The 23,008-nt window shown below is 59.7% G+C and carries 12 protein-coding genes and 1 tRNA gene; 2 read left to right on the forward strand and 11 right to left on the reverse strand.

The window, feature by feature from the left end; translation table 11 throughout:
* Positions 1 to 209: 209 nt before the first annotated feature.
* Positions 210 to 2,516 (forward strand): putative bifunctional diguanylate cyclase/phosphodiesterase, encoded by a 2,307-nt coding sequence (locus JQN68_RS05440; RefSeq protein WP_249621051.1) that lies wholly within the window; start codon positions 210 to 212, stop codon positions 2,514 to 2,516.
* A gap of 55 nt (positions 2,517 to 2,571) precedes the next feature.
* Here the strand turns inward: JQN68_RS05440 and JQN68_RS05445 are convergent, their stop codons facing one another.
* The 10 genes from JQN68_RS05445 to JQN68_RS05490 form a co-directional block, all read right to left on the reverse strand.
* Positions 2,572 to 2,871: a DUF2845 domain-containing protein gene (locus JQN68_RS05445; protein WP_225072747.1), complete on the reverse strand. Its 300-nt coding sequence runs from the start codon at positions 2,869 to 2,871 to the stop codon at positions 2,572 to 2,574.
* 302 nt (positions 2,872 to 3,173) lie between these two features.
* A tRNA-Thr gene (locus tag JQN68_RS05450) sits at positions 3,174 to 3,249 on the reverse strand.
* Positions 3,250 to 3,439: 190 nt separating this feature from the next.
* A complete protein-coding gene (locus JQN68_RS05455) occupies positions 3,440 to 5,350 on the reverse strand; it encodes a heavy metal translocating P-type ATPase (RefSeq protein ID WP_249621052.1) in 1,911 nt (636 codons plus the stop codon).
* Positions 5,351 to 5,485: 135 nt separating this feature from the next.
* The gene (locus tag JQN68_RS05460) at positions 5,486 to 5,908 is read right to left on the reverse strand and encodes a MarR family winged helix-turn-helix transcriptional regulator (protein ID WP_225071590.1); all 423 of its coding nucleotides are present in this window, start codon (positions 5,906 to 5,908) and stop codon (positions 5,486 to 5,488) included.
* Positions 5,909 to 6,079: 171 nt separating this feature from the next.
* Positions 6,080 to 8,779, reverse strand: coding sequence for a cation-translocating P-type ATPase (locus JQN68_RS05465; protein ID WP_225071589.1), 2,700 nt, complete (start codon positions 8,777 to 8,779; stop codon positions 6,080 to 6,082).
* Positions 8,780 to 8,828: 49 nt separating this feature from the next.
* Complete coding sequence (secF, locus tag JQN68_RS05470; protein ID WP_349632301.1) at positions 8,829 to 9,890, reverse strand: protein translocase subunit SecF; 1,062 nt, start codon at positions 9,888 to 9,890, stop codon at positions 8,829 to 8,831.
* A 744-nt stretch (positions 9,891 to 10,634) separates the two neighbouring features.
* Positions 10,635 to 12,032 (reverse strand): sensor histidine kinase, encoded by a 1,398-nt coding sequence (locus JQN68_RS05475; protein WP_225071587.1) that lies wholly within the window; start codon positions 12,030 to 12,032, stop codon positions 10,635 to 10,637.
* A gap of 1 nt (position 12,033) precedes the next feature.
* On the reverse strand, positions 12,034 to 12,711 hold the full coding sequence (locus tag JQN68_RS05480) for a response regulator (protein WP_225071586.1): 678 nt from the start codon (positions 12,709 to 12,711) through the stop codon (positions 12,034 to 12,036).
* Positions 12,712 to 12,861: 150 nt separating this feature from the next.
* Complete coding sequence (locus JQN68_RS05485) at positions 12,862 to 14,919, reverse strand: LTA synthase family protein (RefSeq protein WP_225071585.1); 2,058 nt, start codon at positions 14,917 to 14,919, stop codon at positions 12,862 to 12,864.
* Positions 14,920 to 15,454: 535 nt separating this feature from the next.
* Entirely contained in the window at positions 15,455 to 15,907 is a 453-nt protein-coding gene (locus JQN68_RS05490) for a helix-turn-helix domain-containing protein (RefSeq protein ID WP_225071584.1), read from the reverse strand.
* 155 nt (positions 15,908 to 16,062) lie between these two features.
* Here JQN68_RS05490 and JQN68_RS05495 point away from each other — a divergent pair, with 155 nt between their 5' ends.
* Positions 16,063 to 16,314, forward strand: coding sequence for a hypothetical protein (locus tag JQN68_RS05495; protein WP_225071583.1), 252 nt, complete (start codon positions 16,063 to 16,065; stop codon positions 16,312 to 16,314).
* 387 nt (positions 16,315 to 16,701) lie between these two features.
* Here JQN68_RS05495 and JQN68_RS05500 read toward each other — a convergent pair whose 3' ends face one another.
* A complete protein-coding gene (locus tag JQN68_RS05500) occupies positions 16,702 to 22,995 on the reverse strand; it encodes a PAS domain S-box protein (protein ID WP_249621053.1) in 6,294 nt (2,097 codons plus the stop codon).
* Between the last annotated feature and the right edge of the window lie 13 nt (positions 22,996 to 23,008).

Genomic DNA, 23,008 nt, shown 5'->3' on the forward strand with positions numbered 1-23,008 from the left:
GCTCGCGATTAATTTCTCCTTGCTGGCGGCTGGTTTATGGATATTTGACTTAATCCCGCAAGGCCGTTCTGATATCATGCAGGGCTCTGACGGCTGTCTGAGTTGCTCCGGCGGGAAAGGACCCAGTGACCGGGGGAATTCACTTGGGTAACACCGATTTGGGGCAAGGCGCCCCTGTCTTGCCGCCATTTCGCATCGGATGAGGAATCATGTCCAAAACGGCCTTCGAAGGGTTGATGCACAGTGCCGCCCTGCTCATCGCCGCTGCTTTCGTCTACGACCTGCTCACGATACGGTATCAGGATCGGGAAAGCCTGTCCGAAAAGATTCTGACCGGCTTTCTGCTCGGGGTGCTCGGCATGATCGTCATGCTGTCACCCTGGCATTACGTGCCGGGCATCATCTTCGATACGCGATCGGTCATTCTCGGCATCGCCGGCCTGTATTTTGGCGCGATACCGACCACCGTGGCCATGCTGATGACCGCCACTTTGCGGTTTTTTCAAGGGGGTGCGGCGACCGCCCCGGGCATCGCGGTGATTTTCGCCTCCGGTCTGCTGGGCATGGCCTGGAGTCGCTTTCGTGGCCGGGACAGGGGGCTGGTGTCGGGGCCTGAACTGTACCTGTTCGGGCTTTTGGTGCATGTCGTGATGCTGGCTCTGATGTTCATCCTGCCGCGGGAGACCGCTTTCCAGGTTCTTCGCGTCATCACCCTGCCGGTACTCGCCATTTATCCTCTGGCGACCACCGTTCTCGGCCTGCTCATCAATATCCGTCAACGCCGCGAGCAGACCTCCAGGGAGCTGAAGGAAAGCGAAGAACGTCTGCGCCTGGCCTTGGCCGCCGCCCACACCGGTATCTACGATTTCAACATCAGCACCGGAGCCATTACCGTCAGCGACGAATATGCCCGGATGCTGGAGTATGAACCCGGCGAGTACCGGACCAACTTTGACGACTGGGTGACCCAGTTGCATCCCGACGACCGTGACCAGGCCCTGGCCGTCTACGGCGAATATATCCGCGGACAACGTCAGGACTATTCGCAGGAATTCCGCATGCGCACCCGCAGCGGACAGTGGAAATGGATTCATTCGGCCGGGGAGTTGCTGGAACGGGATTCCCTGGGGCAACCCCTGCGCATGCTGGGCATCCACAAGGATATCAGCGAGCAGAAAAAGAATGCCGCCCGCCTTGAATACCTGGCCACCCACGACGTGCTGACCGGTTTGGCGAATCGGGTTCTGCTGCGTGACCGCCTCGAACAGTCCATCCACTTTGCCCATCGCTCCCAACGTATTGTCGCGGTGCTGCTCATCGACCTGGACCGCTTCAAGCTCATCAACGACAGCCTCGGCCACAACATGGGGGATGAGTTGCTGAAACAGGTGGCCAGGCGGCTGTGTGAATCGGTGCGTGAAGCCGATACCGTGGCCCGCCTCGGCGGCGACGAATTCGTCATTTTGCTGGCCGAGGTCGCCGAGGAGAAGGATGTGCAGCCGGTGGCGGAAAAGATTCTGAGCCGTCTGGCCCAGCCCTGCGATCTGGGCGGCCGGGAAATCACCATCACCGGCAGTCTTGGCATCGGGGTCTATCCTCGAGACGGAACCGACAGCGAAAACCTCATCCGCCATGCGGATATCGCCATGTACCGGGCCAAGGAGGAGGGCAACTGCTGCCGCTTCTATTCCCCGGCGATGGGATTGCGCAGTCGCGAAACCATGGAGCTGGAGGCCGATCTGCGACGCGCCCTGGAACGTCGGGAGTTGCTGCTCTACTATCAGCCGAAGGTTGAATTGGCCACCGGCCGCATCGTCGGCTCCGAGGCGCTGCTGCGCTGGCTGCACCCCACCCGGGGCATGATCGCGCCCGGCCGATTCATACCGCTGGCCGAGGAAACCGGCATGATTCTGCCCATCGGCGACTGGGTGTTGACGGAAGTCTGTCGGCAGATCGCCGCATGGCAGAGGGAAGGCTTGGAAGCCCTGCCGGTGGCCGTCAATCTTTCGGCCCGGCAGTTTCGCAAGGCGGACCTGGCCGCTGCGGTGCGCCGTGTCCTTGGCGAGGCGGGGGTTGAGCCTGACCTGCTGGAACTGGAGTTGACGGAGAGCATGATCATGCACGATCCGCCCATTGCCGCTGCCATCATGCAGCAGCTCAAAACTTTGGGGATCCGCCTGGCCCTGGATGATTTCGGTACCGGTTATTCCTCCCTCAACTACCTGCGGCGGTTTCCCGTCGACTGCCTGAAAATCGACGGTTCCTTCATTCACGACGTGCCCGGCGATCAGAGTGCCGCCGCCGTCGCCGCCAGTATCGTTGCCATCGCCAACAGCCTCGGCCTGACCTCCATCGCCGAGGGGGTGGAAACCCGGGAGCAGCTCGATTTCCTCATCAATTGCGGCTGCGGCGGCTTCCAGGGGTATCTGTTCAGCCCGCCGGTACCGGCCGAGGAGTTTGCCGTCATGCTGCGCAGCGGCAGCAGTGGCAAACGCCTGTTTTCGGAAGGAGGGTAAGTCTCCTTCGGGTCAAAGGAAGGGATGAGGATGGTGGGGCCGGGGAGATGAGGAATTATTCCCGGCTTCCGGAGCGAATCCGCACCACCCGGTTGCCGTGAAACACGACGGTCTTTTGCAATCGACCCTGGCCTTGGGAATAGGACCATTCCTCCACGATGACCGACGTGCTGGTGGAGCGGTCGCGGGTACGCTCAACACCCACCACATCGCGGAAGCTCGGCTCGCCGCATTTGCTCAGGACGCTGCTCTTGGTATCGCCCGGGGTCACCAGTCGGTTGCCGCAGCGCATGCTGTTGGCTTGGGCGACGGTGGCAAACAGGGCCAGGCAAAGGGTCACGATCCATGTTTTCATGACTTTCTCTCCTTGCCAAAACGGGGTAGGGGGCGCTGCTAAGCCGCCGCTCGCTGAACTGCCGTTCATTCCATTCAGCCGAAGGTGTTGGGGTCAAAGCCAACGCCGACCCTGATGGTATGTCCTGTCTAAGGTCCTGTCAATTTTTCTAATCCGAGGTGTCTTTTCGAGGCGGTCTGACAGCGCTGTGGAGTGGGAGGACCGGTAGCCCGGGCATTGACGGGAGCGGCGGCTTTGAAACGACATGGAGCCAGAAACGACCAAGGGGTTACGGATGCAATTTCCGTAACCCCTTGATTTTGTGGAGCCACCCAAGGGACTCGAACCCTCGACCTACTGATTACGAATCAGTTGCTCTACCAGCTGAGCTAGGGTGGCGAAAGCGTTTGAAGTTCATCTATTTAGCCCAAAACTGGCGGGATGTCAATCTCTTTCGGGACGGGTCATTGGACTGCGAAAACCGGTGGTTCAGGAATGAGGAGGGCAAGCCTGAGTGCCGCAAACAAAGCCTTGTCAATCATTGCCCTGCGTTTTCCAAAATAAAAAACGGTTAATTGCGGCCTCTTTGTCATTCTGGGCACGGCTCCAGGCCGACAACTCTGGTTTCCTTGCCTTCCTTGACGCCCTTCAACAGCAGGGCGGCATTCAATACCACCAGCACGGAGCTGACATTATGCATCAGGGCGCCGCTTACCGGCCCGAGGATGCCGATCGCGGCAAGCGCAATGGCGCCGAAATTAAGACTCAGCGAAAGGACGATGTTCTGCTTTATCTTTTGTGAAACCGAGGTCGCCAGTGCCATGAGGTAAGGCAGCTTGGCAAGTTCATCCTTGACCAGAATGATGTCCGCGGAATCGGCCGCAATGTCGCTGCCGATACCCGCCATGGCGATACCGATACTCGCGGCCTTCAGGGCCGGCGCATCATTGATCCCGTCCCCTACCATGCAGACCCTTTCGCCCGTGCCCTCATACTCTTCAATCGCTTGCAGCTTGCCTTCCGGCAGCAGCTCGGCGCGGAATTCGTCGATGCCCACTTCCTGGGAAATCTTCCCGGCAATCGCCTGAGCATCCCCGGTCAGCAGGGTGATCCGCTTGCCAAACTCCGCCAGGCGTTGGACAATTCTTTGGGAGTCGGGCCGCAAGGTGTCCGCCAGGGTCAGGGCCCCGACGACCTTTTGGTTCATGGCCATCAGCACAACGCTGCGGCCGGAGGCATTCTGCCGGGCAACCAGGTCCGCAAAACAGGGATCCAGGGACAAGCCATGGGCGTTCAGGATGGACTTGTTTCCCAGGATGACTTCCTGCCCCCCTACCATGGCGGCGACGCCCCGACCGGGAAGGACGGCAAACTTGTCCGGCTCGCGCAAATCCATGTTCCGAGCCTTGGCGGCTTTGACGATAGCCACGCCCAGCGGGTGCTCGGAGTGCATTTCGACGGAGGCGCACAAGTGAAGGAAGTCCTCTTCCGTCAGGGATGAACCCTCGGCCAGGAACATCTCCTTGACCTTCGGTTCGCCGTGGGTCAAGGTGCCGGTTTTGTCGAAAACGATGCGCCGGACGTGGGTCAACTGCTCCAGAGCCGCCCCCGACTTGATGATCACCCCATGTTTGGTGGCATTGCCGATGCCCGCCGCAATGGCGGTCGGGGTGGCCAGAACCAGGGCGCAAGGGCAGAAAACCACCAGCACGGTAATGGCGCGGATGACGTCGCCGGTGGCGAAGCCGACGACGACGGAGAGCAGCAGCGCCACAACAACCAGGCAGCTGGCCCAACGGTCCATGATGCCGACGATGGGAGCCTTGTTGTTCTCGGCTTCGCTGATCATGGCGATCATGCGGGCAATGGACGAATCTTCCCCCACCTTGGTGGCCCTCACCAGGATACTGCCGTGCATGTTGGTGGTGGCGCTGTACACCTCATCGCCCGCGGCCTTGTCCACCGGAACGGATTCTCCGGTCATGAGTGCCTGATCGACGCTGGTTGCCCCTTCGACGACCACACCATCGACAGGAATGCTTTCGCCTGCGTTGATGCGGACCATGTCGCCTGCCACGACTTCCCTGGCATCGATAAGGGCATATTCGCCTCCCCGTTGCACGCGGGCCGTGGCAGGCTTCATGTCCATCAGGGATTTCAGACCGGCCTTGGAGCGCCTTACGGTGTAATCTTCGAGGAGTTCCCCGATGGCCATGATGAACACGACTTCCCCGGCCGCAAACAGCTCCCCGACCGCCACGCAGGCGATGACGGCAATGGAAATAAGCAGACCGGCCCGGACATTTCCGTGAAAGACAAGTTTGCGAAAGCTGTTTACGATGACCGGTGCACCTGAGATGAGAATGGCGCCCCAGGCGGGATCCAGCCCCATCAGGGTAAGGTCGGTGGCGATGCTCAACAAGAGGAAAAGGCCGGAAATCGCGGTCAGAATCATGGTCCGTTTTTCCTCGTCTGCCCTTACTGCCTTGAGAAAACTCATAAGAGGCTCCTGTCCCGAACGGCCGGCCAGATTGCGGCGCCGGAAAATGTTAATGGTTGTCATTTTCAATCTAGGCGCGGAGCATGACGATATCAGGAAACTTTTCTCCCCGCCTTCTCATCGTAGGAAGTTGGTTTAGAACTGTTGAACCAGACGTTCCAGATACCCTTTCAGGCTGTCCAGTTCATCGTCGCCGAAGGACGCCGTGATCTCGGCGGTAAGCAGACAATGCATCTGGTGGTGCTCTTCGAACTGTTCGCGCCCAAGTTCGGTAAGAACAATGACATAGGAACGGCGGTCCGTGGGATGAGGCTGACGGGCGACCAGGCCGTCTCTTTCCAGCCGGTCAACCATGACGGTCAGGGTGCCGGTGGTAATGCCCATCTTTTCGGCCAGCTCTTTCATGCGCAGCCGTTCGTGGTGGCCGATAATTTCCACCGCATGCATCTGGGCCGTCGACAGGCCGCTTTTCCGGACCACTTCCTGCTCCCAGGAGGAGATTTTGTCATACAGCTCAATGAGGATTTGCGAAAGCTCAACCTGTCTCTGATCTGCCATGGCGCGCCTTTTTGAAGATTTGGTTTGATTTTCAAGCAATCTAACCATGGTATAGCTTGAGAGTCAAATAAAAATTGCGCCATTTTTCCAGCCATTCCCAAAATGGTCCAGGGACCTTCTCGCCAGAGGTGGTGTCCCGTGGGCAATGGCGCAGGCGGCCCGCCGAGCGATTCAATCCCCTGGCGATTCGGTCCGGTCGTTTGGCTTGCCTTGGCCAAGGACTCGGCAGATCAGCTTTCGCATCTCGTCCAGCAGCAAAACGCTGGATGCCGCCGTGGTCGCTACCAGCCAATCGGCAGCAGACAAGGCTGTGGTTCCGAATATCAGCTGGGCCATGGGCCAGTGGACGACCACACCCTGCAGCAGGACAACACCACCCAGGGCGAGCCAGAGCTTGCGGTTGCGCAGAAAGTTGGCGTTGAAAGTGGTTTGATGTTCTGCCCGAGCGTTAAAGACGTTAAAAAACTGGAACAACACAAAGGTCGTGAAAGCCATGGTGACGGCGTAGGCCGAATCGCCCCGGTGCAGACTGCGCACAAACACCGCCAGGGTGCCGGCCATCATGATGAGGCCATAAAACATCAACCTCAGGAGGCGTCCGGCGGGAAGGATCTGGGTGCCCGGTGTGCGGGGCGGTTCCCCCATCAATCCGGGGCGGGCGGGTTCGACCCCCAGGGTCATGGCCGGCGGTCCGTCCATGATAATGTTGATCCAAAGCAGTTGAATGGCGTTGAAAGGGACCGGCAGGCCCAGCAAGGTGGCACTGAGGACCGTGAGAATGGCGGCAATGTTGGTGGACAGCTGAAAGCGTACGAACTTGAGGATGTTGTCATAGATCAGTCGCCCCTCCTCCACGGCATGGACAATCGTGGCGAAATTGTCATCCGTCAGGACCAGCGTCGCTGCCTCCTTGGCCACCGCGCTGCCGGTGATGCCCATGGCGATGCCAATGTCTGCCGCCTTGAGGGCCGGCGCATCGTTGACCCCGTCGCCGGTCATGGCCGTGATGTGGCCGTCGGCCTTGAGGGCCTTGACGATCTTCACCTTGTGCTGCGGTGCGACCCGTGCGAAAACCGCAATATGGGGCAGGGCCCGGCGCAGTTCCGCATCGGTCATGAGGTCCAGGTCGGCACCCGTCGTCACCTCGCCATGGAGCCCGAGTTCGCGGGCGATGGCCGCTGCAGTGACTTTGTGATCGCCGGTGATCATCTTGACCTGTATGCCCGCCTCACGGCACCGGGTAATGGCTTGTGCCGCTTCCCGTCGCGGCGGATCCATGAGGCCGACCAATCCCAAAAAAGTCCAGTCCCTGGTCCATTGCCAAAGATCGTCGGCTGGATCGAAGTCCCGCCCGGGGATCTCTCGCCAGGCCACGGCCAGGACCCGCAGGGCCTGCTGGGCCAAAGCCTCATTCTCGGTGCGGACCGAGGTCCGCACTTCTTCCCCCAGGGGCATCGGACCTTTATGGGTGAGAAAGTGCCCGACATGGTTTAAAAGTACATCGGGCGCCCCTTTGACATACATGTCCACCATGTCACCCCGATGATGAAAGGTGGCCATGAACTTGTGTTCCGAATCAAAGGGGATCTCGGCGATTCGAGGGTGGCGGTGCTGTTCGACCAGAGGATCGAGGCCGCCTTTCTCGGCCAGAACGTAGAGGGCCCCTTCCGTCGGATCGCCGATGAGCCGGCCATCGCGCACCCGCGATTCGTTGCACAAGGCCGCCGCCAGCAGCAATGGCGTCAGGAGTTGGCGGTCGCAACCCGATATACTGCCTTCGAGTCCGTAACCCTGGCCGGTGACCGCAAAGCGATGCCCGGCGCACCAGCCCGCGCGCGCCGTCATCTGGTTGAGGGTGAGGGTTCCCGTCTTGTCGGTGCAGATGACCGTGGTCGAGCCCAGCGTCTCCACGGCCGCCAGTTTTTTCAGGATGGCCCGTTTGCGGCCCATGCGCCACATGCCGACGGCCAGAGTCACAGTCACCACCGCCGGCAGTCCTTCGGGCACCGCCGCGACGGCAAGGGCTACCGAAGTCATGGCCGCATCCATCCAATTCGCCCCGCGCGCCATGACGAGGGTGAAAATGACCAGGACCACGGCCCCGGCAATGGCGGCCAGGCGTTTGCCGAGGACGTCGAGCTGCTTCTGAAGCGGGGTTGGTGATTCCGGCGCCTGGGCGATCATGTCGGCCAGACCGCCCATGGCCGTATGCATGCCGGTGTCGGTGACCAGCATCGTGCCCCGGCCGCGGGTCACCACCGTATTCATGAACAACATGTTGTTGCGGTCACCCAGGGCCAGTGTTTCCTGATGCAGGGCCGCGTTCGACTTCCCTACGGCATGGGATTCTCCGGTTAGAGCCGATTCTTGGACCTCCAGGCTGTGTCCCTCAACCAATCGACCGTCGGCCGGCACCCGTTCCCCCGCTTCGAGCAGGACGATATCGCCCGGCACCAGCAGTGTCGCGTCCAATTCGTGCATTCGGCCATCTCGCCGGACCCGGGCGCGTGTCGCCAACATGCCTTTCAATGCCGTCAGGGTCTGCTCGGCCCGGTGTTCCTGGTAAAAACCGAGGGTTGCGTTCAGCACTACGACGATGAGGATGACGACCGCGTCCTTGGCCGCTCCGATACCCAGGGACAGCACGGCAGCAAGCAGCAGAACCATGACCAGCAAACTTTTGAATTGATCCAGAAATTTGCGCCAAAGGGGGCGCGGAACCGCCTCTCGCAGCCGATTTTCGCCAAGGCGGGCCAGTCGTGCGCCGGCTTCTTCCGAGGACAGACCCAGGACGGCATCGGAAGCCAGAGCGGATAGGGCCTCCGTCGCGGAAAGGGCATGCCACACTCTTGTTTCGGGGCCGTTATTCATGGGGGCATTCCTTGTCATTGGGTGATGGGGAGGAAAGGATTGCATATTTTTATTCCGGTTTCTGCGGAACATGTTTTTCCCACCACAAAACCAAGGCGCTCGCCACGAAAACCGAGGAGTAAGTACCGGCAATAATTCCGATCAGCATGGCGAAAGCAAAGTTGTTGATAACGGTTCCGCCGAAAAAAAACAGAGCTGCAACCACCAGAAGGGTCGTTCCTGAAGTGAGAATGGTCCGGGAAAGGGTTTCATTGAGGCTCCGGTTCACCAGCCCGGCAAAACCCTCTGCCGGATTGTGGCTGCGGTTCTCACGGATACGATCATAGATGACGATGGTGTCGTTCAAAGAATAGCCGATGATGGTCAAAAAGGCTGCAATGCTGGTCAGATCGAGCTCCCTGTTGAAAAGAGAAAAGAATCCAAGGGTTATGAGTACGTCATGCATCAAGGCCACGACCGCACCAACGGCAAAGCGGAATTCAAAGCGCCAGGAAATATAGAGCAGGGTGCCGCCGATGGCATAAACAAGGGCTAACAGCCCATTTTTCTTCAGATCTCGACCGACTTGAGAACCCACCATCTCGGTGCGGCGGAGTTCCACTTTGCCCTTGCCGAAGGCAGATTGCAGGGCCAAATCCACCGCTTGGGCCATGGGTTGCAGTTCCCCATCGGTTTGCTGCGCCCTGATCAAAAACTCGTTGGCATCATTGCCGATTTGCTGCACGGTAAAAGAGCCCAGCGGCAATCCCTGCAAAGCCTGTCGAATCTCGGCAGCTTCCGTTTTTTGGCTGAACTGGACCTGGATCAGGGTTCCGCCGGCGAAGTCGATGCCGTACTTGAATCCGCCCTTGGCGACCAGGGAGACAAGTCCGGCCAGGATGATGATCAGAGAGACGCAAATCGCCAACCGGTTTCGGCCGACGAAGTCAATATTCGTTTCAGGTTTGACTATTTGCATGATGCGTACCTGCCTTTCCTGTGGCAAAACGATAGGCCTGCACCTCGGCGCACCCGGACCTGCCATGCGCGCCCGGTACGCCGAGAGGCCGTAACCATGGCGTGAAAAGCCGTAAAAACAACCTCTGCAACCGAGCCAAACTCCTGGCTGCATTCAGGTTATTGCCAATGGGAGGTTGTGTTTGGCGGGCTCAGACGCAAGGGGGTGGTCGGGGCAGAACAGGCGAGAAATGGACGACGGCAGGAAGCGCAGGGCGGTCCTGGTTTTCGCGACGGACCCGGGAACAGCAGGGTGAGGGGAAACAACGGATGAAGTTGGGAAGAACCGGCTGAGGCGGGGTGAGCGGCTGGTTATTTGGCGGGGACGGCTGTCCCGTGGTAGCGACGATTTCCGGGACGATATCGGGAGCGGACAGGGAATCGGTGGTTTGGAACGATCCGTTCCAGAGGTCTCCGGTCGGGCAGCCAGTGCAGAAAAGTGCCAACAAAAGCCAGAACCAGAGGAACCTTCGAAGCCGGCTTTTGTGCGGATCGACGCGTTTCATATTTGGTTACGACACCGCACCCTTTTTTGAAGACAACCGCGCCATACGGAAAGTTTCTGCATAGCGGATCCATACAGCATTCGCGTCAAAAAATCCATGGAATATATTTATGGCAGCCGGCCGCGCCTGTCGCGCAAAAGGCGGTCTCGGCTGGAAGGTCCCGACCATTTCCGGACAGGATTGCGGCGCCGGCCATGACGAGGATCAAATCGCCTCCATTGCCGCTAGCGTCGCCCATATTCGTAGTTTGGTTGTTGGCCAGCACTGCCCCGTTTCGCGTCCCGCGAGGCCCAAAAAGGGCCCTGTAGATCAAGCTGGCAGGGCTTGGGAATTTATTGGGAGCAGGTCGAGATTCAGAACTTGTTTGCCGTTTCCATGCCATGCATGGGAAGCGAAAGCTTCGCCTGTGTCCCTCCGTTGACCACGCTGGAGACGGAAATCTCCCCGCCATGTGCGTGAACAATCGATTGAACCAGGCTCAGACCAAGGCCGTTTCCTGGTGTGGAACGGCTTTGGTCTCCCCTGAAAAACCGATCGTAGATGCGGGGCAAATCCTCTGCCGGGATACCCGGGCCGTTATCGGCTATCGCTACAACCAGGCTCCCATTCTCAACGAAGCTTAAAACCTCCACGGCTCCGCCCTGTTGGGTAAATTTGATGGCGTTGTCCAGCAAATTGGCCAGCGCACGCTGCAAGCAACTCCGATCGCCACGCACTATCAGGGGCGCTTCGGGAACCCTGGTGGTCAACGTGATCTCCTTGTCCTGGGCGACGGAGGAATACAATTCCGCCACATCCAGAACCATTTCCTTCATATCGACAGGATCGTGGGCCAGGGGTCGCAGCCCGGCGTCGGTCGCGGCGATTTCCAGCATGATGTTGATGGTGCCGACCAGTCGGTCGCACTCTTCAACAACCGCTCCTGCCATATCGCGATATTCCTCAATGTTTTGATCTCCGGTGAGGGAGGTCTCCGCCAGACCGCGCATGCGGGTTACGGGGCTGCGCAGATCGTGGGCTACATTGTTGGTGACGTTCTGCAGCTCGCCGAACAGGGATTGAATTCGATCCTGCATGCGGTTGAAGGAATGGGTCAGATTCCTTATCTCCTCACTGCCGCCACGCAGGACGATGCGTTGCGACAGATCGCCCCGACTCATCTGGTCGGCACCACGGCGGACCCGTTGAATGCCGCTCAGGGCATTTTTGGCGGCATAAAATCCGATAAGGATGCCGGCCAGCAGCATGACTGCAAAAGAGAGGTAAAACACCCGGCGAAAGTCTTTCAGGAGGTGTTCGTCATCACTGAGCATCTTGCCGAACTGAATGAGGTGGCCGTCTCCCAGTTCCTGGAAAAAAATGCGCACCCTGTGGGGATTCCCGGGCAGGTAGATCGTCTTGAATCGTTCACGGCGCTCTGTCTCCAACTGCCGGGTATGCTCCGGGAGACCGTCCCAGCGACTGAGATCGGATGCGGCAACCACCTCGAATGCCGGTGAATAGACGCGGATGAAAACGTTTTCGTCTCCCTCGCCTTGCGTCTCGAGAAATATTTCTCGCCTAAGTCCCTCGAGCCCGCTTTCCCGATAGATATCCACGCATTCACTGCCATCACCACGGAATTCCGTATCGATCCGCTGGAGCAGACTGGCCTCCAGGTTGTTGTCGATCATCTCGAAAACAGCCAGCGACAGGATTGCAAAGAGCAGCGTATAGAAAAAGGTCAGGCGAGCTGAAAGGGTGCGAAACATGCTACTTCTTATCTTCAAGGAGATACCCGGCACCGCGTACCGTATGAATCAGCTTGCGGAATTGCGGCAAATCGATCTTGTCGCGCAGGCGGCAGATGCGGGATTCGACGACATTGCTTTCCGGGTCGAAATTATAGTCCCAAACATGTTCCATGAGCATGGTCTTGGAAACGACTCGGCCCTCGTTGCGCATGAGGTAGGCCAGCAGGGAAAACTCCCGCTGCTGCAGTTCGATTTCCAGGTCCCCGCGGAAAACCTTGCGCCGGACCAGATCCAGGGTCAGGTCGGCGACGGTCAGGGTGGCTGGTTGCTCACGGGCCTGGCTTCGCCTGAATAGCGCCTGGACACGGGTCAACAGTTCGGTAAAGGCGAAGGGCTTGACCAGGTAATCGTCACCGCCGGTCTGCAAGCCGCGCACCCGGTCATCAACGGTCGTTTTGGCGCTTAACACCAGAATCGGCGTATTGATGCGTTGCCGGCGCAGTCGCTCGATCAGGGTCAACCCGTCGAGTTTGGGCAGCATGATATCGACTACGGCAACGTCATAACGGCCTTCCTGGGCCATAAACAGCCCTTCCATGCCGTCGGCGGCACTGTCTACCCTAAACCCCGCCTGGGTAAACCCTTTCTTGATGAACTGTGCCGTTCGCGCATCGTCTTCCACCAGCAGAATTCGCATCCCATCCCCTCGTCATCCAGATTCTGTCGACGGCCAAAGGGACGAGAACAACCCGAAAACGCTCCGCCCCCACGGCACCTGATTGTATTTCCTCCTGCCAAAGATTGCAAAGAGGGAATGACGACGGGCTCTGGCACGCCGGGCCGCGGTTCACTTCACTGCGCCTCCAACCTTGCCGGCCAGGCTATGGACGCCGTTCAGACGGACCTCCGCCAGAGAATGGTCGCCGAGGGCATACTGTTGTTTTCGGTAAGCCAGGCTGGGCCAGAGCGCGGTGGCGAGGGCATCTTTGATCAGCTCCTGGTCCATTTCGCGGACTGGCATGAGCTTCCCGGAACTGAAGCTGAACTGCTGCGCCGGTTTATCGGCCGCATGCACCACCACCTGATTGCCGCGCATATAGGCATGGGTCGATCCGTATTGCATGATGGCCCGGCCGGGAAATTCTTTGGGGAGTCGCAGCAGATCATGACCGGGCATGGGATGCTCGGAACTCAGGCCCATCATGGACAACAGGGTTGGCGCCAGATCCGCCTGGCTGGCGATCTTGGGGTACTCGGCGGGGTCGACGGAACCGCCGAGAATCAGCCCCGGGATATGAAAGTGTTCTATGGGGATCAGGCTGGGCCCCTTGACGACATCGTCGTGATCGGCGACCACCAGGAACAGGGTGTTGTCCCAATAGTCCGACGCCCGGGCTTTGCGGAAAAATTCACCCAGGGCATAGTCGGCATAACGGATCGCGTTGGCAACCGTGCCCCGTTCCGTCGTCGGATTCGTTGCCGGGTTGTCCGGAATGTCGTAGGGGGAATGGTTGGATGAGGTAAAGACCAGGGCAAAAAATGGTGTATCGCCGTGGCGGGTGAATTCCTCGTCGGCCCGCCGGAACAGATCGCCATCCGAAACGCCCCAGGTGCCGCGAAAATTCGGGGCCGGATAATCGTTTTCGTCAATGACTCTGTCAAAGCCGTTGGCCAGCAGAAATCCGCGCATGTTATCGAAATGACTCTCCCCTCCATAGATGAAATCATTTTGGTAACCAGCTTCCTTAAATATGCGGGCGATGGTGAAAAAGTTGCTTTGGGCCAGTCCCAGTTTGACCACGCTGCGCGCCGGGCTGGGAAAGAAGCCGGTCGTGACGGCTTCTATTCCCCGAATGGAGCGGGTGCCCGTCGCGTAAAGCTGCTTGAACCACAGACCCTGCCCGGCCAGTTGGTCAAGTTGGGGGGTATAGGACTTGCCGCCGAGAGCGCCTACATACTGCGCCCCCAGGCTTTCCTCCAGGATGATAACCAGGTTCATGGGCCGCCGGCGTAGGGCCACGGCTGTTTGCCGATGCAGGGTCGGAATCTCGTCGGAGACGAAAGCGCTCGGGGGCAGTTGCATCCCGCGCCGTATGCGCTGGACGATTTCTTCATCCTCCATCTGCGGATAGATCCTGTTTTTGCCATTCTCGTCCTTCAGGCGGTAGATGGCATATAGGACCGAGTAGGCGGAATTGAGACACAGTTCGTTGACCAGGTGATCGCTGGAAAATGCCGCCGTACTGGGGTTGGCGGGGCGATGGTCGAAACTGTTGCGCCCGCCGATGAGCAGCAGGCAAAGCACCAGGGGAAAAACCACCAGACGTTTGCCGAGGCCCCACCGCGCCACCGGTACGACGGGCACCCGAAAGAGCCTGCGAACGCCGAAGAGCACTGCGGTTGTCAACAGCAGGGCGAACAGAAGCTGGATTCTGAAACCGCCCCAGATGGTCAGGGCGACCTCCTTGGGATGGTTGAGGTATTCGACAAAGATCCGGTTGGGACGAACATCGTATTGCAGGATAAAGGGCGGGGTGGCCGCCTCCATGAAGACCATGAAGACGAGCCAGAAGGACAGCCAGGCCGCGGAAATTTTCTGACCAAGGGAGCTTCTGTTCAGAAGTGTGGGAAACAGCAAGAGCCCCAAGGCGATGGGCATCAGCAGGTAGCAGATCAGAATCAGGTCCATGCGAATGCCGTAGCCGAGCACCTTCCAGACTCCGTCGACGGTCGCAACCCGCGGCCATTGCCAGATAACCAGACCGAAGCGTGCCAGGCTAAGGAGCCAAAGGGCCACCCCCAGAAATTTCACAAGGGGGAGCAACGGGCCGGCTGTTTTGGCCACTACAGAAGAAAAACGAGCGAACAGCTTGGGAGAATAATCGAACAGTGACAGTGGCGACATGATGATCTTTCCTCACAAGGAAACGAGCGAACACCGATGGAATGCTTTGCGGGAACCATAAACGCACCCGATCCGGAAGGGGCGACCAACGCAGGAGGATAGCAAAGCAAAGTGACCTCAAGATGACGGCGAGATTACCCTTTGGTCATCTTGGTTCGGAGCCGGCACGCAGGACCCACGTGCAGCGGAGTGCGGATGGCGTGGCTGCCCCGATGGCCATGTTAGAGGTAACTATAAGAAAAGCCGAAGGCACTTACGGCCGTTCCGGGTCCATATCCCTCACCGGGGATTACCCTGGCCAACAATTCCGACCCTCGGCAATTTTATGCGGGTTTTGGAGTTTTTTTACTGAAGGCCAGACGGCCGAGATGACGGCAAGATTCCGCAACGAAATGGTGTTATGTCTGAGACATATCGGAAGGGAGGTGGCTTGGAATCAGGAAAAGTGAAAAAGGTACGATTGCAATCAAGCAAGCTTGCCCGGCGGCAGGTCCCTTCTCCACGGAATAACTTGTGGGTTCCGTGAGGGGGGCGGCTATGCCCGGCCTTGCGATCCCATTGGCTTTTTCTTTTGGCGGCAGGTGAGCCAGGCCGTCATGATTTCAGCTTCGACACGCTTACGTTCATCTTCAGGCAGGTCGCGCAACATTTCCATGATGGCCGCCTCCTCGGCAGTGAGCTGAAAGGGGCCCCTGCCGGTTCGCATCGGCGCGTCGGCGATAACCATTCCCTCCAATTCCGAGCCCGGTGGAGCCGCCTCGGGATTACCCCTTGGGGGTCGCATTTCTCCTGTTCCGAGCTTGAGCCACTCGAAACTTACGTTCGCGAGTGCGGCGATTCTGGCGATGCTGCCATCCGGCACGCAACCCCGTTTGCGCCAGGTGCTGCCGGCTGCAGTGGAAAAACCAGATATTCTCAACATTTCCGCCATGTTTCTGGCGCCGAGGGCTTGGATCATCCTGGAAATTATCTGATCAACAGTTGTCATGTTCAAGGTATTTCTATTGACAAGCTAACAAAAGATAGTTATTGTTGAAAAAAATAATTAATGCAACACGACCAATGATGCCACACATTTTTCTAAATTCGCATCATTTCCAAAAATGTCAGCACTGACATTAACAACAACTAGGGGTTTCCGCAATGAAATTCACTCCCGCCGTACAGGTTGATTCGCCTGCCACCGCTGCAGCGGTTCGACGCCGCTACGGGTCGGTACGGGAGTTCTGTCGGCAGGTCGCCGTGCATCCCGATACTTTTTACCTCGCTTTGCGCGGCAAGCGGGGCAGAATTCGCAGGGACAGCAATGCGGCACGGATTCTTAAACGGTTGGAAGCGGAGGGCTTGCTGGTTCGGGGCCTGGAAATGACCCCGCCCCTGGCCAAAGGCCTGTGAGGAGCATCGGGTGGCTTGCCTGTTTCAGGCCAAACAGTGGATGAAGAGGTGCCGAACTTTTCGGTGCCGCAGTCTTGGTCAGGCAGCGGGCCGAAGGCTACGGGGGAAATATTATGTTGATCGTTGTTTGCATGTTTTGCCAGTCAACCTATGCCCACAAACCTGGTCGTGGTGTGTCGGGCATCTCCCATGGCGTGTGCCCGATCTGCGAACCGTTTGCCTTGGAATGGCTCGAGGGGGGGAGGCCGGTTGCCACCGATTGGCCGCTGCAAAAACGGATAATACCCCCGGCGGGGGGATGAGAAAGAAGGACCACCGGTTTGCCGACGCAGAAAATATTCAGCTGCGACCAGCGGCTACGGGAAAGCAGGACCCTGCAGCCGTCCTTCACACGGGCCAAGACGATTCGCCCTGCTCTTCGCTCGTCAGTCCATCCTGCCGTTGCAGACGGCCGAGCAATTCTTGAATGACGGCAAGGGGTTGGGGACGGCCGAAGTAATACCCCTGGGCCAACTCGCAGTTCTGATTGATGAGAAAAGCCGCTTGTTCGGCGGTTTCCACCCCTTCCGCCACCACCTTTATGCCCAGGCTCTGGGCCATGCGAATGATGGTGGTGACCAGGATCGCATCCTGCTGGCTGTGACAGACCTGTTCCAGGAAGGCGCGATCGATTTTCAGCTTGTCGATGCGGAACCGTTTCAGGTAGCTGAGGCTGGAATAGCCGGTGCCGAAGTCATCGAGGATCAGGCCGACACCGATGTCCTTGAGGGCATTCATGACTCTTTCCACGGATGTCGAGCTCTCCAGGAAGATGCTTTCCGTCACTTCCAACTCCAGTTGCTGCGGCGGCAGGGCATAGTATCTGAGCATGCGGGCGACAAAATCCGGAAAATCGGTCTGAAACAGCTGCCTTGGAGAGACGTTGACCGAAACCGGCAGGGGCGGCAGGCCGAGTTGATGCCAGGTCCTCATATCCCGGCAGGCATGCTGCAGCACGCGCTGGCCGAGGGATACGATGAGGTTGGATTCCTCGGCCACGGCAATGAACTCGCCGGGTGGGATCAGGCCTCTCTCCGGGTGGCGCCAGCGCACCAACGCCTCCATGCCGGCCATGCGTGTTTCCGGCAGGCGGATGATGGGCTGATAGTGCACTTCCAGTTCATCGTTTAACAGGGCCTGGCGCAATTCCTTTTCGACGGTCAGTCGGTGCTGGATCCGCCGGTTGATCTCCTGGTGGAAAAACTGCACGTTGTTACGGCCGGATTCCTTGGCGAAATACATGGCGGCGTCGGCATGTTCGAACAGGGTGGCGAAGTCGCGGCCATCCTCCGGGAACATGGCGATGCCCATGCTGGCACTGATGGCATGGAACGTGTCGTCAAGTTTGAAGCGGGGTTCGAAACAGAGCAGAACCTTTTGAATCAAGGCGCTGACGGCGCCGTTTTCCTGCAGGTCGGTGAACAGGATGATGAATTCATCGCCGCCGATGCGACATACCGTGTCGCCGGCACGGACGGCGCCCTTGAGCCGACCGGCCACTTCGCATAACAGCTGATCCCCCAGTCGGTGTCCGTGGGTATCGTTGATGGCTTTGAAGCTGTCCAGATCCAGGACGCACAGGGCCAGCCGGGTGTGGGTGCGCAGGGCGTGATGGCTGGCTTGCTCGAAGCGTTCGGCAAACAGGGTGCGGTTGGCCAGGCCGGTCAACTGGTCGTGGTGGGCCAGGGCGGCGATTTTTTCCTGGTACTGCTTCTGCTCGGCGATGAAACGGGCCTGTTGCACATTCTGGTAGGCCGAAAGGGACAGTTGTCTGGCCAGGGTGTACAGAGCCTGGGCCACCTTCGTGAACTGGTCCCGGGACATGACGGGAAGTTCCCGAAATGCTTCGGCCATCCGCTCCTCATCCCCGCCGATTTTCCGGGCGTAGGACCTAATCTGGTCCTCGGTGTGGCTGGGGTCGCGAACCTGGCCGACCAGCCAGTTGGCAAGATGGCGGCCGTCGACGAGAATGGCGGCGCCGGCGTCCCAGAGACCGGCGCTGAGGCAGCGCGCAATGGTCGGCCCCCGTTCGGAGGGTTTACCAAGTTCAGCATCGGAGCGTCGGCAATTGGCGCGCCCCGTTTCGGTTCGGCGCACGAAGTCCTTGCAAAGGCGGCAGAAATTGCTCGGCGCGGTGATGGGGGTGCCGTCCGGCGCGACAATCATCGCGCCGACACCGGTGGCCTGTGCGAAATCGTCCTGCAGGCGCTGGATGTCCTGCAGGTTGAAAAGCTCCTCGAAAGTGATGGTCGCGGCGCTCTCTTCGAGGGGACGGGTCAGGGCCAGGATGCGTTTTTCCAGGGCTTCCTCGGCCCGTTTCTTGTCCGTGACGTCATGGACAATGGAATAGAGCAGGGAGCGGTCGGCCACCTGTACCGGACCGCTGAAGACTTCCACGTCACGCACCGAACCGTCGGCCCGGCGATGGCGAAACGTGAAGGAGCCCTTTTCCTGGCGCTGGGCACGGGCCATTTCGGCCCGAATTTCGCCGGGAGTCAGGGTATTGATGTCGGCCATATTTTTATGGATGAGTTCTTCCCGGCGCCAGCCGTACCAGGCGAACGCCGCCGGGTTGGCATCGACCACGGCACCGGCGGCGGGATCGATGACCAGCATCACGGCATGGTTGTTCTCGAACAGGTTGCGATAGCGGGCTTCGCTTTCGGCCAGCTGTTTTTCCATCTGCTTGCGTTCCGTGATGTCGATGATGATGCCTTCGATGGCCTCCGCGACGTCGTCCTCGGCAAAAACCCCGATGCCCTGCTCCCAAACCCAGCGTTCGGCGCCGCCGGCGGTACGAATGCGGAATTCGATCTGAAAGTGTTGCCTTGCCTGCAGGGCCGCCTGCACCGATTGCCAGACTTGCCGACGGTCGTCCGGATGGATGATGTCGATGTAGAACCCCTGGAGTTCTTCCGGTGAATAGCCGGTCAGGGCGCGGCAGCCCTCGCTGATGAACTCCATGGTCCAGTTGGCATCGTTGCGGCAGCGGTAGGCCATGCCGGGCAGGTTGCCCATCCAGTTGGAGAGTTGCCTTTCGTTTTCCCGCAGGGCTTGTTCCGCCTGCTTGCGGGCGGAGATATCCAGGGCGGTGAAAGTCACACCCTTGGACCAGTCCGTCGGATCCAGGGGCGTGGAGGCCAACAGGATATGGATGATGGCGCCGTCCCTGCGTCGCCAGCGGGTTTCGACGACCCCTGTGCCCAGTTCGCTGATCTGTTCATACTTTTCCCTGCCGACGCGATCGTATTCTTCCGTTGACGGGTAAAGCATGCGTGCGCTTCGGCCGACGAGTTCCTCCTCCCCATAGCCGGTCATTTCGCAGATGCGCCGGTTCACTTCCTGGAAAACCCGGTCCTTGACCACGCCGATCCCCGTCGGGGCCACGCGGAACACGCTCTGCAGGCGTTCTTCGCCGGCGCGGAGTTCGATCTCCGCCTGCTTGCGGTCGGTGATATCCAGATGGGTGCCGGCCATCCAGAGGGGTTGGCCATCCTCGGTCCACTTCGCCACCTTGCCGCGATCCAGGATCCAAATCCAGTGGCCCTGCCGGTGCCGCATGCGGACTTCGCATTCGTAGTATTCGGTTTCGCCGCCGAAATGGCGTTCCAGGGCGTCACCAGTCCGTTGGCGGTCATCAGGATGGAGCAGGTTCTCCCAGGTTGCAATGCTGATCGGTGCCAGTTCCGCCAAGGAGTAACCGATCATTTCGGCCCAGCGCTCGTTGAACCGGGTCTCGCCGGTTTGCACGTTCCATTCCCAGGTGCCTACCCCCGTGCCCCACAGGACCTGGGCCAGGCGTTGGCGTTCTTCCTGCAACTGCTGCCGTTGCCGATAGGCCTCCGTCACATCGCGAAACACCAGGACGGCGCCGATGACGACCCCCGACAAGTCGCGAATGGGGGCACAGCTGTCGGCGATGTGGTATTCCGTGCCGTCGCGACGGATGAGCACCGTGTGGTTGGCCAGATCGACGGACACCCCGTCACGCAGGGACAGGGTGGCCGGGTTGTCCACCACGGCTCGGGTTTCGGCATGGACGATGTGGAAGATCTCCTCCATGGGACGGCCCGCGGCATCGGTTTCATCCCAGCCCGTCAGTTCGGCAGCCACCCGGTTGAGGCTGACGACCCGTCCGGCGGAATCGGTGCTGATGACCCCGTCGCCGATGGAGGCCAGGGTCGCCGCCAGGCGCTGCTCGCTTTGCCGCAAGGCTTGCTCGGCCTGTTTGCGGTGGGTGATATCGGTAAAAACCGTGGCAAAGCGACCGGGGCTGGGTTGATAGGCATGAATCAGGAAATACCGGCCCAACTGGCTGGAGAACTGCTCGAAGCTGACGGAACCGCCCTGCACGGCGATTTTTCCGAAGGTTTCGATGAATACGGACTCGGTGCCGGGCAATACCTCGGTGACCCGGCGCCCGAGAATGTTGGCCGTCCGCAATCCGGTGTGGGTTTCGAAAGCCGGGTTGGCTTCCAGAAAAATGTAATCCACCGGGCGACCGTCTTCATCCAGCAGGATCTCGTGGAGGGCCACGGCGGACACGGCATGTTCCACCAACAGACGATATTTTTCCTCCCGGTCCCGCAATTCCTGCCGCTGTCGATAGGCCTCCGTCACATCGCGAAACACCAGGACGGCGCCGATGACGGCGCCTGACAGATCGCGGATGGGCGCGCAGCTGTCGGCGATGTGGTATTCCGCGCCGTCGCGACGGATGAGCACCGTGTGGTTGGCCAGATCGACGGACACCCCGTCACGCAGGGACAGGGTAGCCGGATTGTCCGCCACGGCTCGGGTTTCGGCATGGACGATGTGGAAGATCTCTTCGATGGGGCGGCCCGCGGCTTCGGTTTCGTTCCAGCCCGTCAGTTCGGAAGCCACCCGGTTGAGGCTGACGACCCGTCCGGCGGCATCGGTGCTGATGACCCCGTCGCCGATGGAAGCCAGGGTCGCCGCCAGGCGCTGCTCGCTTTGCCGCAAGGCGGTCTGTTGAGTGCGTAGGCCTGCGTCGGTGCGACGCAGCCAAAGGATCATCAGGCCCAGCGATGCTGCCAGGATGACCGCGGCGGCAGAGCCTCCCAGGGTCGCCAGTTGATGAAAAGCCCGCTTGTCGGGCGTGATGTCGGTCATGACCAAAAGCCGGCCGACCTCCTTGCCGCCGGCATCCATCAAGGGGCTGGCGGCAACGCGCCAGGTGCCGCTGCCCTGAGTCACCTCGCCATGGGTCCTGGAAAAGTCGTGGCCGACGACGGAAGGGTGATCGGCGAAGGGCAGAAAGACATCGGGCAAACGACCTTGGGAAGCATAGGCGATGGCGCCGTGGGGCAGCCGCGCCCAATCGGCGTGCCGGCCGCCATGCGTCATGGAGGCCTCCCATTGCCGCTGCTTCAGGAATTTTTTATGCAGGACCACGGCCAGGTGGCTGCCGGACTGGATGTGCCGTTCATGGAGGATTTCCGCCAGATCTTTACCGAGTTCCACAAAACCCAGCAACCTGTTTTGCACCACCACGGGCTGGACGACCCGCAATGTCAGGTCGCCGATCTGGCCGATTTCGATGCCGGAGACAGCCTTGCCGGTGCGTTCGGCTTCCTGCAGGGTAAAGCGGTCTATCCGGTCATCCTTGAGATCGGGCTGGTGGAGACGCAACAGCGCCGTGCGATCCGGATTGATGAAGGTGAAATGCGTCAGGCTGTTGGTCTGGCGCATGGTGTCGAACACGTCCTGCAATTCGGCGCGCAGGCGGCGGCCGTCCGCATGGTGGAAGGCTTGCACCACCCGCGGGTCCGTCGCCATGGATTGGAGTGCCGTGGCAAGGGCGGTGGAGTGGTTTTTCAGATCCACCTGCAGTTCGCCGGCAATCGCAGCCTGCAGGGAATCCAATCTACGGCTGGTGGCCGCCTGGTATTGGACCCACAGCAACCCGCCGGCGCCTGCCACGAGCAGCACCACCATGGTGGTCAGGGGCGGCAGCATCCGCCGCAGGACGGGTTTCGGCTTTGTCTCAGCACGGCGCAAGGCCGCCAGCGCCAGCAACATGCCGATGAGCAGCATCTGGGTCAGCCCCACGGGCACGGCGGCTTTGCCGGCGACCTCCCATTTCCAGGTACGGGCTTCCGTATCGATGGCCAGGAGGGCAAGGATGCGGCCGGTTCGGGGATCCCGCAAGGGAACACAGGCGCTGACGAAGGTGCCCCATCGATCCGAAAAGGGTCCCGCCACGGCGGGTCGGCCGGCATGCCATGCTTGGCGGAACTCTACCGGGGCTTCCGCATAGGGTGTGCCCGCGGGGGCTTCTTCCGCATGCCCGACGGGGCTGTCATCGACCAGTATGAACAGCGCGCCATCGGGTTTGGCACCCATGAGATAGAGAAACCGATAGCGGGGGTTGGACTGTCTGAGCGTCGCAAACCTGGCCTTGAGTTCCAGATATTCCGGTTTTTCCAGGTCGGAACTGTCGCCGTCAAGAGCCATGATTTGGTTGAGGGTGACGGACTTGGCGACAATTTCGGTCTGCTGGAGCAGGGCGGTGCGCAGTTCATGGTCCGCTCGCATGGTCAGCCACCAGGTGCACACCGCCCCAAGCAGGATAAGAGTGGCTTGGGCGATCGCGATGGATTTTTTCGTTTTTATCGTCATTCCAGCAGGCTCC

It is taken from the genome of Desulfuromonas sp. CSMB_57, assembly GCF_020194955.2.
GTDB lineage: Bacteria > Desulfobacterota > Desulfuromonadia > Desulfuromonadales > Syntrophotaleaceae > JAFCIY02.

Coding starts and splice junctions, on each gene's coding strand:
- JQN68_RS05440 (WP_249621051.1), top strand. CDS start 210: ATGTCCAAAACGGCCTTCGAAGGGTTGATGCACAGTGCCGCCCTGCTC.
- JQN68_RS05445 (WP_225072747.1), bottom strand. CDS start 2,871: ATGAAAACATGGATCGTGACCCTTTGCCTGGCCCTGTTTGCCACCGTC.
- JQN68_RS05455 (WP_249621052.1), bottom strand. CDS start 5,350: ATGAGTTTTCTCAAGGCAGTAAGGGCAGACGAGGAAAAACGGACCATG.
- JQN68_RS05460 (WP_225071590.1), bottom strand. CDS start 5,908: ATGGCAGATCAGAGACAGGTTGAGCTTTCGCAAATCCTCATTGAGCTG.
- JQN68_RS05465 (WP_225071589.1), bottom strand. CDS start 8,779: ATGAATAACGGCCCCGAAACAAGAGTGTGGCATGCCCTTTCCGCGACG.
- secF (WP_349632301.1), bottom strand. CDS start 9,890: ATGCAGCCAGGAGTTTGGCTCGGTTGCAGAGGTTGTTTTTACGGCTTT.
- JQN68_RS05475 (WP_225071587.1), bottom strand. CDS start 12,032: ATGTTTCGCACCCTTTCAGCTCGCCTGACCTTTTTCTATACGCTGCTC.
- JQN68_RS05480 (WP_225071586.1), bottom strand. CDS start 12,711: ATGCGAATTCTGCTGGTGGAAGACGATGCGCGAACGGCACAGTTCATC.
- JQN68_RS05485 (WP_225071585.1), bottom strand. CDS start 14,919: ATGTCGCCACTGTCACTGTTCGATTATTCTCCCAAGCTGTTCGCTCGT.
- JQN68_RS05490 (WP_225071584.1), bottom strand. CDS start 15,907: ATGACAACTGTTGATCAGATAATTTCCAGGATGATCCAAGCCCTCGGC.
- JQN68_RS05495 (WP_225071583.1), top strand. CDS start 16,063: ATGAAATTCACTCCCGCCGTACAGGTTGATTCGCCTGCCACCGCTGCA.
- JQN68_RS05500 (WP_249621053.1), bottom strand. CDS start 22,995: ATGACGATAAAAACGAAAAAATCCATCGCGATCGCCCAAGCCACTCTT.